This window comes from Marinobacter sp. RI1 (assembly GCF_041155085.1).
Lineage (GTDB): Bacteria > Pseudomonadota > Gammaproteobacteria > Pseudomonadales > Oleiphilaceae > Marinobacter > Marinobacter nauticus.
On sequence record NZ_AP031605.1, the window covers coordinates 1,179,485 to 1,193,080 of the forward strand.

The following is a 13,596-nucleotide window of genomic DNA, read 5'->3' on the forward strand; positions in this document are numbered from 1 at the left end:
CCCCGGCTCACCAGTCAAAGGGGCAGGCCTTGCAGCCCTCCATGTAGGTGCCCTCGAAGGTGGCATAGTGGATGCGGCTTCCGGTGAGGTCCGCGCCTGCGAGATTGGCCAGCCCCAGCTTGGCTTCCTGAAGGTTCGCGCCCCTGAGGTTGGCCCCCTCAAGATTCGCTTTGGGCATCCAGGAAATCTCGAAACTGCTGAATGGCATGGTGGCGTTTATCAGGGTAGCCCCGGAAAAACGGGAGAAGTCGAAGTTGGCGCCGGTCAGATTGGCGCCGCTGAAGTCTGCACCCTGGGCGAACAGGTATTGGCCTTGTATTCCCTGCAATTCGGCATCCTTTAGCGATGCCCCCCTCATGCTGGCCCGGTAGACCTGAAGACGATATCCGGTGACGTTGTCGAGGTTCGCCCCGTCGAGGTTGGCGCCTCGCAGACTGGTGTGGCTCAGGTTGGCGCCCGACAGGTTGGCACCACGAAAGTTGGCAGAGCGTAGATCCATATTGGACAGATTCGCGCCCTGAAGGTCCGCTCCGGGGCAACTGGTTTCACGTTCAAGTTTGCAGCCGTTGATGAGCGGAACTGGCTCAATATCGGCCATATAGTCACCGCCGAAAACGGGGGTGAACGCGAAAAGAAGAACGGCTGTTGCGGTGGCTCTCATGGATTCACTCCTGAATCAATCGTAAAAAGGGGCCTGGCAAGACGCCAGGCCCGAACCGGAGGAAGATTATCGGGAGGCCTGTGCCCAGGAAGGCATCTTGAAGACCCAGAAGGACCCGCCCTGGGAAATGGGCTTGGTCAGCTCCGCCATGTCGCCACCCCACAATGGAACGGCCCCGCCATAGCCAGAGGCCACACCGATGTATTGTTCTCCGTCCATTTCCCAGGTGATCGGCGACGAGATGATTCCCGAGCCGGTCTGGAACTTCCAGAGTTCTTCGCCGGTCTCGGCATCGAAGGCCTTGAGATATCCGTCACCGGTTCCGGTGAAGACGAGGCCACCCTTGGTGGTCAGAACGCCCGCCCACAATGGCATTCTTTCCTTGTGCTCCCACTCAATGTCACCGGTGATCGGATTCATGGCTCGAAGTATGCCTACGTGGTCGTCGTACATCCGCTTGATCCGGAAGCCCTGACCCAGGTAAGCCGCACCTTTTTTGTAGGTAACTTCCTCTGTCCAGTAATCCTCTTTCCAATGGTTGGCTGGAACATAGAACAGGCCGGTGTCCTGGCTGTAGGCCATCGGGTTCCAGTTTTTACCGCCCAGGAAAGGGGGCGAGACTTCAATAGACTTGCCTCGGGTTTCTCCTTCAGCAATCGCCGGCGGGCGCTGGCCTTCTACCTCGACCGGGCGGCCGGATTCCAGGTCGATGTGCGTGGCCCAGGTGATATTGTCGACAAAAGGAAACGCATTCTTCAATTTACCGTTTTCACGGTTGACCACGTAGAAAAATCCATTGCGGTCGGCGTGGGCCGTAGCTTTTACCGTGTCCCCGTCTTCATCATATTCGAACAGCACGAGTTCGTTGTTACCGGAGAAATCCCAGGCGTCGTTTGGCGTGTGCTGATAGAACCATTTGACCTCTCCCGTGGTTGGATCGACGCCAACCTGGCCGGAGGTGTAGAGGTTGTCGTAGTCAGCGGGGTCGCCTCCGGGCGAAGTACGTTTCCAGGTATTCCAGGGGGCCGGGTTGCCAGCGCCGATGATAATGGTGTTGGTTTCTGAATCGAAGCTGGCGCTTTGCCAGGGTGCGCCGCCGCCATGGCTCCAGGCCTCAACTTTTCCGGTTTCAGTATTCGGATCATCAGGCCAGCTGGGTGCCCGAGGGTCTCCCGTTGGCGTACTTTTTTCGCCGTTGAGCCGACCGAAGTGGCCTTCAACGAACGGGCGCATCCAGATTTCTTCGCCGGTATCCGGGTCGCGGGCAAACAGTTTGCCGACGACGCCGAATTCGTCACCGGAAGAACCATGAATCAGCAGGACTTTTCCGGTTTTCTGGTCTTTCACCAGCACCGGGGCTCCGGTCATGGTGTAGCCCGCCTCGTGATCGGCGAACTTCTCGCGCCAGACCACTTTTCCGGTGTCTTTATTCAACGCGACGATGCCGGCATCGAGGGTACCGAAGAACACCTTGTCACCAAAGATCGCGGCGCCCCGGTTGACCACGTCGCAACAGGGACGAATACCCTCGGGCAGGCGGTGACTGTATTCCCACAACCGCTCCCCGGTCCTGGCATCCAGCGCGAACAAACGGGAGTATGAGCCGGTGACGTAGATCACGCCGTCATGGACCAAGGCCTGGGATTCCTGACCGCGCTGCTTTTCATCACCGAAGGAGAAGGACCAGGCGGGAACCAGGCGCTCCACGTTATCGCGGTTGATGGTTGTCATCGGGCTGTAACGCTGGGCTTTGGGGCCGATGCCGTATCCCAGCACGTTTTCGGGGCTGCGGGCGTCATTGGCAATGTCATCCCAGGTAACCTCTTTGGCCTGGAGTTGGCCGGCCAGACCGGCCGTGGTCCCCAGCGCCAGTGCCAGACTGATACCCCGCAACAGCGGGTGCTTGCGTGTTCTGATGCTCATATTCTTTCCCCTTGGTTTTTGTTGTCGCCATCGTCTTGCCCATGGCATCGACGTCTCGAGTATTGGCAGTGACCGGGGAATCTGGCGACGGAAAACCGCCTCTCATTGCCGGGAAAATGTCAGGGAAAACCGGGAAATGTTCCCGAACGGGCGCTTTTTATCTGAAATACATCGAGTTTCACCGGAGGAATTCGGGCCCTCATGCTTTGGCCTTCGCTCTCTGCGTCTACTACCAAGGAACTACGCCAAAACCCCCAAAGTGGCATTCGGAATGCCCCGGTGGATTCCTAGACTGGAAGTCAGCACGTTGGCGACTGATAAATCCAATAGCCAACCACTGGGAATCCAATAACAGAGGTAGCAACAATGGCAATGTCCTTTTCACTCAAAGCACTGGTGACTGCGTCCCTGCTTGGCCTGGCGGGCCTGGTCTTTGCGCACGGCAACGTCACACCACAGGAAGTGGATACGGGCAACCTGCCGACACTCGGCGATGAAATCCGGATGGAAAACCCGTTCCGGGAAGGTAACGAGTACGGCGATATGAACGCCCAGGCGGTCAAGATCGGCGAGAGCGCTTACGCCGGCAATTGCGCGGGCTGCCATGGAATTCGAGCGATGTCCGGAGGCCTTACGCCTGATCTGCGGGAACTGACGGAATGGGATGACGAGTATTTTATCAACCGCGTGCGCAATGGCACCGACCGGGGCATGCCGTCATGGAAGAAAACCCTGGATCAGAACGCAATGTGGGCCATTCGGAGTTATGTGGAGTCTCTGCCCAAGCCGGAGTAACGGAAGTTGCTTCGATTCGCTCAAGGTTAAAACCGGGTCGGCCCAGTGCCGGCCCGTCGTCGTTGGGAGAATACAATGAAAATACTGGCGCCCATTCTTGCTTTACTGTTCTTCACCCAGGCCATCCTGGCTCAGGAAATCGATGATGGTGACAAGCTGCTGAACCGTCCCGCGGAGCGCAACTACGACGTCATCCTTGAATCCGGCTACTTGAAGGTTGGGGTGTATCAGAATTTCCCGCCGTATTCCTATCAGGTGGATGGTGAACCGAAAGGGATCGATGTTGAACTCGGGCGTCGGATCGCCCGTGAAATGGGCGTGGAGTTCAAAGTGCACTGGATTGTGCCGGATGAGAATCTGGGTGACGATCTGCGCAACAATGTGTGGAAGGGCCATTACCTGGCAAAGCGCCGGCTCGCCGACGTGATGCTTCGGGTGCCTTATGACAAGACCTACGCGTACATGCAGGATTCCACCGGCGAGTACATCAACGAACAGGTTGTACTGTTTGGTCCTTACCAGCAGGAAACCTGGCAGATCGCCTTTGATCCGGCCAGGCTCGACAGCGTTGAGACGGTCGCTGTGTTTCAGTATCACCCTATCGGCGTGGAGATCGATACCCTTCCTGATTTTTACCTGACCTCGGCGTTTGCTGGCCGTATGCGAGAGAAGGTTCGGCATTACGGAAACGTTGCGGAGGCGTTCGGTGCGATGCGCTCTGGCGAGGTGAGTGCGGTGATGGGGATGCGAGCGGAGATCGACCATGAGCTTTCCAAGCCCGAAAACGCGCAATTCAAAGCTGCGAGTAACGGTTTTCCCGGTATTGGCAAGCAGGTCTGGGATGTTGGTATGGCGATCAAACACACCCATCGGCAGCTTGGCTATGCGCTCGAAGCCATTGTAGACAGGTTAGTGAGATCCGGTGAGATGAACGAGCTGATGTCCGGCCAGCAGCTCCGATACAGTGTGCCCGGATACTATCGGGATTTTCTTGATGAGGCATCTTTGGCCCGCGCCGAGGGCCGTCATTAGTGAGAAAGGCTCGCCATCGGCGAGCTTTCTTTTTGGGGTATTACTACCAAGTGATGAGAAAACCTGTTCCCCGGGGCAATTGTTGGTTTTGGTGTCAGCGCGAAGAATCGTACCAGAGGCGGGAAAAGTTCCCGGTTCGCTGAAACGACGACAAGAGAACCGAAAACAAGAGACTTGGAGAGCGCAACCATGAGAACCAACAAGTTCGGGATTCGCATTGCGGCCAGCGCCCTGGCGATGGCTGTTTCGTATGGCGCCCATGCGGTAACCGACGACGAGATTATCAACGATCACAAGAGCCCCGAGGATGTAGTGAGCTATGGCATGGGTACGCAGGGCCAGCGCTACAGCCCGGTGGCGGACCTGAACACCAGCAACGTTCAATACCTGCAGCCGGCATGGGCTTTTTCGTTTGGCAGTGAAAAAATGCGGGGGCAGGAATCCCAGCCGCTGGTAAAAGATGGGGTGATGTACGTTACCGCCTCCTATTCAAGAATGTACGCCATTGATGCCCGGACCGGTGAGGAACTCTGGCAGTACGATGCGCGCCTGCCGGATGGCATCATGCCCTGTTGTGACGTGGTAAACCGCGGCGCTGCCATCTATGGTGACAAAGTGATCTTTGGAACTCTGGACGCCAAACTGGTGGCACTCAATAAAGAGACCGGCAAGCCCGTCTGGATCAAGAAAGTGGCGGACTATCAGGCTGGTTATGCCATCACGGCAGCTCCGATGATCGTCAAAGGCAAGGTCATTACCGGGGTATCCGGCGGTGAGTTCGGTATTGTCGGCAAGGTTGAAGCCTATGACGCCAACACGGGTGATCTGGTATGGACCCGCCCGACCGTAGAAGGCCACATGGGCTATGTCTACAAGGATGGCAAAAAAATTGAGAATGGTATTTCTGGCGGCAAGGCCGGAGTGACCTGGCCCGGTGAAATGTGGAAGAACGGTGGTGCCGCCACCTGGCTGGGCGGGACCTATGACCCCGATACCGATTCCCTGTTCTTCGGCACAGGTAACCCCGCCCCGTGGAACTCTCACCTGCGCCCGGGTGACAACCTGTTCTCGTCTTCCCGTCTGGCGATCGATCCGGATGATGGCAGCATCAAATGGCATTTCCAGACCACGCCGAACGATGGTTGGGATTACGACGGGGTGAACGAGCTGATCTCCTTTGACTACGAGGAAAACGGCAAAATCGTCAAGGCCGCCGCAACGGCAGACCGAAACGGTTTCTTCTATGTTCTGAACCGTGAGAACGGCGATTTCATCCGTGGCTTCCCGTTTGTAGACAAGATTACCTGGGCCGAGGGGCTGGACCCCGACACCGGTCGTCCAATCTACACCGAGGGCGGTCGTCCGGGTAATCCTGCCGATATGGACGGTAGCAAAGGTGAGACGGTGCTGGCCCAGCCCGCGTTCCTTGGTGGCAAGAACTGGATGCCGATGGCCTACAGCCAACAGACGGAACTGTTTTATGTACCGTCTAATGAATGGGCCATGGATATCTGGAACGAGCCGGTTTCCTACAAGAAGGGTGCGGCGTTCCTGGGCGCTGGATTTACTATCAAGCCGGCCAACGATGACTACATCGGCGTTCTGCGGGCTATGGATCCAAAGACCGGTGAAGAGGTCTGGCGCTATGAGAATACGGCCCCCCTGTGGGGCGGTGTGATGACGACGGCGGGTGGTCTGGTCTTCACCGGCACGCCGGAAGGGCATCTGAAGGCGTTTGATGCCAAGACTGGCGAAGAGCTCTACCGCTTCAACACAGGCTCTGGTGTGGTTGGTACTCCGATCACCTGGACCATGGACGGTGAGCAGTATGTGTCCGTGGCCTCTGGCTGGGGTGGTGCGGTTCCGCTCTGGGGAGGAGAAGTTGCCAAGGTGGTGAAAAACTTCAATCAGGGGGGCATGGTGTGGACGTTCAAGTTGCCCAAAGACCGGATCGCCAGTAAGTGATCTGAACGATAAAAAAAGGCCGCCCCCGGGCGGCTTTTTTTATTCCCCTGCCGGAGACAGACTTATTCTATGGCCGATTCGCCACTCTTTGCCGGGAGGCCTGACGGGCTTAACCAGACCGGCGCTTTTCTGTGCGGCGCAAGGCGCCTGGGGTGTAATCCCAAGCCGTGCTCTTTGCGCCACTGGCGTGGGCTGGTTCCATACCAGCGTTGAAATGCCCGGGAGAATGAGGCCAGGTCTGAGTAACCGAGAATGCCTGCCAGTTGGGTCAGACTCACGGTCGATTCCTGCAGATATCGTTCTGCCAGGTTCTTGCGTGTGGCGTTAAGCAATGTCTGGAACGAGGTCTTTTCCTGGGCCAGGTACCGTTGCAGGGACCGGGGGCTTAGCATCAGGTAGTCTGCGACAAGCTCGATGCTTGCGTTGCCGGCGGGCAGGCAGGTTCGAATCAGGCGCTGGACATAGTCTGGCAGTTCCCGCACCGAGAGCGCGTCCATTTTCTCCAGATGTTCCCGCATAAGCGCATGCAACCCCGGGTCAGAGTCACTCAGGGGCAGGCTGAGCAAAGACGCATCGAACACCCAGCCGTTGCTGATACTGTTAAATTGCGGTGTCACGCCGAGCAGGCGGGCATAGGTTTTGGTGGAGCTTCCTGCTCCGTGTCTGAAATGCACCCCGGCCGGCTTCCAGGCAGGCCCCATGAGCATCCTCATCAGCGATAACCCGACGCCGATGGCCAGTTCCACGATCTGTCGGCTCGGTGTGCTCTCCTGCAGCGCCGGTTCGTAACAGAGGAAGGCCATTCCTTCCTGGACCGAGGTGGTCACCTCGGCAGCACTGGAATGCAAGTGGTAGTACCGGGTTAGCTCGCTGAGCGAGTCCCCTACGGTATTGGCGTTCTTGAACAGGTATAGAAGCCTGCCAAAGACGGCGGTGCCCTGAAAAATGCCGTATTCAAGACCAAACAGGGGATGTCCGGAGGCCCTGGCGCAGTTTTCAAGGAGCTGTGTAAAGCGCGTGTAGGCGATGAGGCTGTCTGGTTGCTGCAGAGTGTCCTCGGGCAGACCGGCGCTGGCGAGCATGTCCCGGTAGTCGAGGGTATGTTTACGACAAAACTCGTCGAGCCGGGCCAATGACGAGGCGCGGGAAAGGTCAGTCAGGGGCATGGCGGCATCTTGTTGTTCCGTGGGCGGTGAGAGGGAGTCTTCCTGATGTGGCGCAAATTATCAAATTTTTGGCGCGTATTATCAGGTTTGTATCAAGTCGGTGCGCGAGGATTTGGAAGGGTCTTCCCGGACCTATGGCATAACAACTTATAAAACCCAACAGGAATAAACATGAAACCCTGGCTTGATTCTTACCCCAGCGACGTTCCCCATACCGTTGACGTGGATGCCTATGATTCCGTTCTCGGCCTGTTCAGGGATGCGATAGCCAAGTTCCCCGATCACGTAGCCATTGAGTGTTTTGGCGCATCCCTGACCTTTCGGGAGCTGGACAATGAGTCTGATGCCCTGGCCCACGCGCTGCAAAGCCGGTATGGCGTGGCGAAGGGGGATCGGATTGCGGTAATGCTGCCAAACATCTTTGCCTATCCGATTGCGCTGCTGGCAGTGCTGAAAACCGGTGCCGTGCAGGTAAACGTCAATCCGCTCTATACTCCGAGGGAACTTGAGCACCAGCTTAACGATTCGGGCGCTGAGACCATTCTTGTCTATTCCGGGTCGGCACCGTCACTGGCTGCCATCCGACACCAGACGTCGATCACGCGGGTGATCACCGTTAATCCCGGGGATGGCACCACTCTCTTGATCCCGGGCTCGGACATTCCCGAGGATCTTGGGGATTACACCCCATTGGCGGATCTGCTGGCGGAACACGCTGGCAAGCCACCGCAAGCCGTACCCCTGGCGGGGGACGATGTGCTGTTTCTTCAGTATACCGGGGGCACCACCGGCCCCTCCAAGGGCGCGACGCTCAGTCACCGTAATCTGATTGCCAATACCCTGCAGTTCCGCAGCTTTATACCCGCGGCCAATGAACCGGGGGCGGAAGTGGTGGTGCTGGCGCTGCCCATGTACCACATTTTCGGTCTGATGATCTTTGTTGCCTACGCGGCCATCGGTTCAAAGGCGATACTGATACCTAATCCCCGGGACATGGACGCCTACCTGGCTGCGATCAAGGATGCCGGATTCAGTGTTATTGGTGGTGTCAACACTCTGTATGCCGGCATGACCAAGCATCCTTTGTTCAAACAGGTGGACCTGTCTCGCTACAAGGTGGCGTTTGGCGGCGGCTCGAAGATCTTCCCGAGTACCTCTGAAGCGTGGAAAGCTCATACCGGCGCTCACATCGTTGAAGGCTTTGGTTTGTCTGAGACGGCTCCCATTCTGACGTTGAACCTGATGGGGCAGAACCGTTTCAGTGGGACTGTGGGATATCCGGTACCTTCGACCGATGTCAAAGTCGTTGATGATAATGAACAGGAGGTGCCGATAGGGACCCCGGGCGAATTGTGTGCCAGTGGTCCCCAGGTGATGAAAGGGTATTGGAACCGGATCCAGGAGACTGAAGCCGCCTTCACCCGAGATGGCTACTTCAAGACCGGTGATGTGGCAGTGATGCATCCGGACGGCCAGTTCGAGATTGTTGATCGCAAGAAAGACATGATTCTGGTTTCCGGATTCAATGTGTACCCGAACGAAATTGAAGCGGTGGCAGCGGAGTTGCCCGAAGTCGCGGAAGCGGCCTGTATCGGTATACCGGACGAGAAAACCGGGGAGCGGATCCGGCTGTTTGTGGCGCCCGTTGCCGGTGCCGATGTTGATGAGGAGGCGCTGATCAGTCATTGCCGCCAAAGCCTTGCCAGTTACAAAGTTCCAAAGGAAGTGACAGTTCTGGAGGAATTGCCCAAATCCAATGTGGGAAAAATCCTGCGTAAAGATCTCCGGGATCTCTAACCCTCATCGCTGATTGACGCAGACGCGGGCCCTGCCGAAGGGCCGCGTCTGAGCGCCTGCGTGCACGTCCTGCAATCTACTACCAAGGGATGAGTTTTTCGCCCCCTTGGGATCATTCACCAATCCTGGTTTCACGACTACATTGAATAGGTAAACGCGAAGGCCGCGTTGGCAAGCGACAAACACAACAATGAGGTCAATGTCATGATCTACGCACAACCAGGAAAGGACGGTTCCGTTGTTTCTTTCAAATCCCGCTACGAGAACTACATTGGCGGTGAATGGGTAGCACCGGTTAAAGGCCAGTATTTCGAGAACATCACTCCCGTTACCGGCGAGGCGTTCTGTGAGATCCCGCGCTCGACGGCAGAGGACATTGAGCTTGCCCTGGATGCCGCCCATAAAGCAGCTCCAGCCTGGGGCAAAACCTCCCCAACCGAACGTTCCAATATTCTGCTCAAAATCGCGGACCGAATTGAAGCCAACCTCGAAAAGCTGGCCGTTGCTGAAACCTGGGATAACGGTAAAGCGGTGCGCGAGACCCTGAACGCAGACATTCCGTTGGCGGCTGATCATTTCCGCTACTTCGCGGGCTGTATTCGTGCTCAGGAAGGCCATATGGGCGAAATTGACCACAACACTGTGGCGTACCATTTCCATGAGCCCCTCGGTGTGGTTGGTCAGATCATTCCCTGGAACTTCCCGCTTCTGATGGCGGCCTGGAAGCTGGGCCCCTGTCTGGCAGCGGGTAACTGCACGGTGCTCAAACCTGCCGAGCAGACTCCTGCCAGTATTCTGGTTCTGATGGAAATCATCGGCGACCTGTTGCCGCCGGGTGTACTCAACATCGTTAACGGTTACGGTATTGAGGCCGGTCAGGCGCTCGCCACCAGCAAACGTATCGCCAAGATCGCGTTTACCGGCTCTACCCCGGTTGGCTCCCACATTCTGAAGTGTGCGGCTGAAAACATCATTCCTTCCACCGTCGAGTTGGGTGGCAAATCGCCGAACATCTACTTCTCCGATGTCATGAAGGCTGAGCCTGAGTTCATCGACAAGTGTGTTGAAGGTCTGGTGTTGGCGTTCTTCAACCAGGGCGAAGTGTGCACCTGCCCCTCCCGGGCTCTGGTTCAGGAAGACATGTTTGAGGAATTCATGCAAAAGGTCGTCGAGCGCACCAAGGCGATCAAGCGCGGTAATCCGTTGGACACCGAAGTGCAGGTAGGTGCCCAGGCCTCGAAAGAACAGTTCGACAAGATTATGTCGTATATGGAAATCGGCAAGCAGGAAGGGGCGGTTGTCCTGACCGGCGGTGACCGTGAACATCTCGACGATGAATTCAACAACGGTTTTTACATCCAGCCGACCCTGTTCAAGGGTGACAACAAGATGCGAGTGTTCCAGGAGGAGATCTTTGGACCGGTTGTTGGGGTGACCACCTTCAAGACCGAAGAAGAAGCACTGGCTATCGCAAATGACACCGAATTTGGTCTGGGAGCGGGCGTCTGGACCCGTGACACCAATCGGGCTTACCGCATGGGGCGTGCCATTCAGGCTGGCCGGGTGTGGATGAACTGCTACCACGCCTACCCCGCCCACGCGGCATTTGGCGGTTACAAGCGCTCGGGTGTTGGTCGTGAGACCCACAAGATGGCGCTTGATCATTACCAGCAAACCAAAAACCTGCTGGTGAGCTACGACACCAACCCGCTGGGATTCTTCTGATCCGGATGCGTCGGGGCTGTCTGCATCGGCCCCTTTTTCGTGTGACCGCACAAGGACGGTGCTTTTGTTGAGCCCGGCGTCTGCCGGGTGGCTCCTGCTGGAGCCCGGGATGTTTTACCACTCTCCTTAGGCCCTTCCCAGGGCCTTTTTTTATGACATTTGTTTTTTGTAGACGACTGGTCTAAAGTGATCTCAGGTTTTTGTAGACGAGCGGTCTAAAATAAGCGTAATGGCAGAATCCAAGACACCCCAACGCAAGCGCGGCAGGCCACCCAAGAGCCAGAACGTCAGCTATCAGGATACCCGGCAGGCGTTGATTGAATTCGGGCTGGCAGTGCTGACCGAGAAGGGCTATTCCTATACCGGTATCGACGAAATCTTGAGGCTGGCCGGCGTACCCAAGGGGTCGTTTTATCACTACTTCGACAACAAAGAAGCGTTCGGCCGGGCGCTGATCGAAGCCTACGGTGACTTCTTTGCCCGTAAACTGGAGCGATCCTTCGCTGACGATTCCCGGCCACCGCTGTCGAGGCTGGAGGCATTTGTTCAGGACGCCAAAGCGGGCATGAAGAAATACGACTACCGGCGAGGGTGCCTGATCGGCAATCTGGGGCAGGAAATGGCGGCCCTCCCGGAAAGTTTCCGCGAGCTTTTGAGTGATACTTTTCGGGATTGGGAAGCCCGGGTTGCCCGAGTTCTTCAGCAGGCCCGACAAGCGGGTGATATCCCGCAAAGCGCGTGCTGCGAGTCGTTAGCGCAGTTTTTCTGGATTGGCTGGGAGGGCGCTGTGCTCAGGGCTAAACTGGAGCAGTCAGCTCAGCCGCTGGACCGGTTTGCCCAAGGGTTCATGGCGCTTGTACAAAGAGCCTGAGAGCTCGATACGCAAGTTCACTGATTAAACGGAGAACGGGAGGCAACATGTTCAAAGCAATTGTGATTGAAGGCAGTCGGGGTGATCAGCAGGTGGCCCTGAAGTCTGTTGACGAGACCCAGTTGCCGGAAGGCGACGTCACGGTTGAAGTGGCTTACAGCACCCTGAACTATAAGGATGCGCTGGCGATTACCGGCAAGGCGCCGATCGCCAAAACCTATCCCATGGTGCCTGGCATTGACCTCGCAGGGGTTGTGACGGAATCCGACAATCCGGATTGCAAGCCCGGCGACCAAGTCGTGCTGAACGGTTGGGGTGTGGGCGAAAAACACTGGGGCGGGCTGGCTGAGAAGGCACGCCTCTCTGGAGACTGGTTGATTCCGCTGCAAGCACCGTTTACTCCGCGCCAGGCCATGGCTATTGGCACCGCGGGCTACACCGCCATGTTATGCGTGATCGCCCTGGAGAAGCAGGGCGTCAAGCCGGATTCAGGTGACATCCTGGTAACCGGAGCAACCGGAGGTGTTGGGAGTGTGGCGGTCGCGATCCTGGCTAAACTCGGATACTCGGTGACTGCGGTAACCGGCCGGCCCGAGGAGGAAGGATATCTGAAGTCCCTGGGGGCGAAGCAGATTCTGGATCGGGCTGAATTGACGGCGCCCGGCAAGCCGTTGGCCCGTGAAACCTGGGCGGGGGCTATTGATGTGGCCGGCGGACAAGTGTTGGCGAATGTCTGTGCGGCCATGAAGTATCGCGGTGTTGTTGCTGCCTGCGGTCTGGCGGCAGGGATGGACTTTCCGGCTACAGTCGCTCCGTTCATTCTTCGAGGCGTGACCTTGTGCGGTGTTGATAGTGTTATGGCTCCGAAAGCTGATCGTCTGTACGCCTGGAAGCGTCTGGCCGAGGACCTGTCCCCGGAGCTTCTGGACAGCATGATTACCGAGGTGTCCTTTGACGACGCTATCGGTGCCGCCGGGCAGTTGCTCGAAGGCAAGTTGCGGGGTCGCGTGGTGATTCCGGTCGCCGGTTAACCGGCGTTTTGAACAGACTGAAAACAACAGAGGATGCAGAATGTCGGACCCAAAAGAACAACCGATCAGCCGGTTTCCGGTGCCAGAGCTGGGCTCGTTGCCCAGCGACATCCGCGACCGGATTCTGAAAGTACAAGAGAAGTCGGGGTTCATTCCTAACGTCTTCCTGGCGCTGGCACATCGCCCCGACGAGTTCAGAGCGTTCTTCGATTACCACGATGCTCTGATGGAGAAGGAGAGCAACCTGACCAAGGCTGAACGCGAGATGATTGTGGTGGCGACCAGCAACCTGAATCAGTGCCAGTACTGCGTGGTAGCTCATGGCGCAATCTTGCGGATCCGGGAGAAAAACCCACTGATTGCCGATCAGGTGGCGGTGAATTATCGCAAAGCGGATATTTCCGAGCGCCAAAAGGCGATGCTGGATTTTGCCGTGAAAGTGTCGCAGTCGGCCTATGCCGTGAATGAGGACGACTTTGCCACATTGCGCGCGCACGGGTTTACCGATGAGGACGCCTGGGATATTACAGGCATCACGGCCTTCTTCGGTCTGTCCAACCGCATGGCCAATGTCACCAGCATGCGGGCCAACCCGGAATTCTATTCGCTGGGGCGCTGAGTGCAGGGGCG

The 13,596-nt window shown here is 57.1% G+C and carries 11 protein-coding genes; 8 read left to right on the plus strand and 3 right to left on the minus strand.

Annotation, left to right across the window (positions count from 1 at the left end; all coding sequences use genetic code 11):
- Nucleotides 1-7: 7 nt before the first annotated feature.
- Together ACAM27_RS05185 and ACAM27_RS05190 are read right to left on the minus strand one after the other, a co-directional pair.
- Nucleotides 8-661: a pentapeptide repeat-containing protein gene (locus ACAM27_RS05185; protein ID WP_141067477.1), complete on the minus strand. Its 654-nt coding sequence runs from the start codon at nt 659-661 to the stop codon at nt 8-10.
- A gap of 66 nt (nt 662-727) precedes the next feature.
- Entirely contained in the window at nt 728-2,584 is a 1,857-nt protein-coding gene (locus tag ACAM27_RS05190) for a PQQ-dependent methanol/ethanol family dehydrogenase (protein WP_369612658.1), read from the minus strand.
- Between the two features lie 366 nt (nt 2,585-2,950).
- Between ACAM27_RS05190 and pedF the strand changes: the two genes are divergently transcribed.
- The 3 genes from pedF to ACAM27_RS05205 all read left to right on the plus strand — a co-directional run bounded on the left by pedF (nt 2,951) and on the right by ACAM27_RS05205 (nt 6,376).
- Nucleotides 2,951-3,379, plus strand: a complete 429-nt coding sequence (gene pedF, locus ACAM27_RS05195) for a cytochrome c-550 PedF (protein WP_014422660.1) — start codon at nt 2,951-2,953, stop codon at nt 3,377-3,379.
- A gap of 75 nt (nt 3,380-3,454) precedes the next feature.
- The gene (locus ACAM27_RS05200; protein WP_141067478.1) at nt 3,455-4,411 is read left to right on the plus strand and encodes an ABC transporter substrate-binding protein; all 957 of its coding nucleotides are present in this window, start codon (nt 3,455-3,457) and stop codon (nt 4,409-4,411) included.
- 189 nt (nt 4,412-4,600) lie between these two features.
- Nucleotides 4,601-6,376, plus strand: a complete 1,776-nt coding sequence (locus ACAM27_RS05205) for a PQQ-dependent methanol/ethanol family dehydrogenase (RefSeq protein ID WP_014422658.1) — start codon at nt 4,601-4,603, stop codon at nt 6,374-6,376.
- Nucleotides 6,377-6,438: 62 nt separating this feature from the next.
- On the opposite strand, the gene ACAM27_RS05210 is transcribed toward ACAM27_RS05205, so the two are convergent.
- Nucleotides 6,439-7,542, minus strand: coding sequence for an AraC family transcriptional regulator (locus ACAM27_RS05210; RefSeq protein WP_014422657.1), 1,104 nt, complete (start codon nt 7,540-7,542; stop codon nt 6,439-6,441).
- A 171-nt stretch (nt 7,543-7,713) separates the two neighbouring features.
- Between ACAM27_RS05210 and ACAM27_RS05215 the strand changes: the two genes are divergently transcribed.
- From ACAM27_RS05215 to ACAM27_RS05235, 5 genes are all read left to right on the plus strand, one after another.
- Nucleotides 7,714-9,339 carry an AMP-binding protein gene (locus ACAM27_RS05215; RefSeq protein WP_141067479.1) on the plus strand — a complete coding sequence of 542 codons (1,626 nt, stop codon included), beginning with the start codon at nt 7,714-7,716 and terminating at the stop codon, nt 9,337-9,339.
- 204 nt (nt 9,340-9,543) lie between these two features.
- On the plus strand, nt 9,544-11,064 hold the full coding sequence (locus ACAM27_RS05220) for an aldehyde dehydrogenase family protein (protein WP_014422655.1): 1,521 nt from the start codon (nt 9,544-9,546) through the stop codon (nt 11,062-11,064).
- A gap of 229 nt (nt 11,065-11,293) precedes the next feature.
- A complete protein-coding gene (locus ACAM27_RS05225; protein ID WP_369612659.1) occupies nt 11,294-11,935 on the plus strand; it encodes a TetR/AcrR family transcriptional regulator in 642 nt (213 codons plus the stop codon).
- A 47-nt stretch (nt 11,936-11,982) separates the two neighbouring features.
- The gene (locus ACAM27_RS05230) at nt 11,983-12,966 is read left to right on the plus strand and encodes an MDR family oxidoreductase (protein ID WP_369612660.1); all 984 of its coding nucleotides are present in this window, start codon (nt 11,983-11,985) and stop codon (nt 12,964-12,966) included.
- Nucleotides 12,967-13,006: 40 nt separating this feature from the next.
- The gene (locus ACAM27_RS05235) at nt 13,007-13,585 is read left to right on the plus strand and encodes a peroxidase-related enzyme (RefSeq protein ID WP_014422652.1); all 579 of its coding nucleotides are present in this window, start codon (nt 13,007-13,009) and stop codon (nt 13,583-13,585) included.
- The last annotated feature ends 11 nt before the right edge of the window (nt 13,586-13,596 follow it).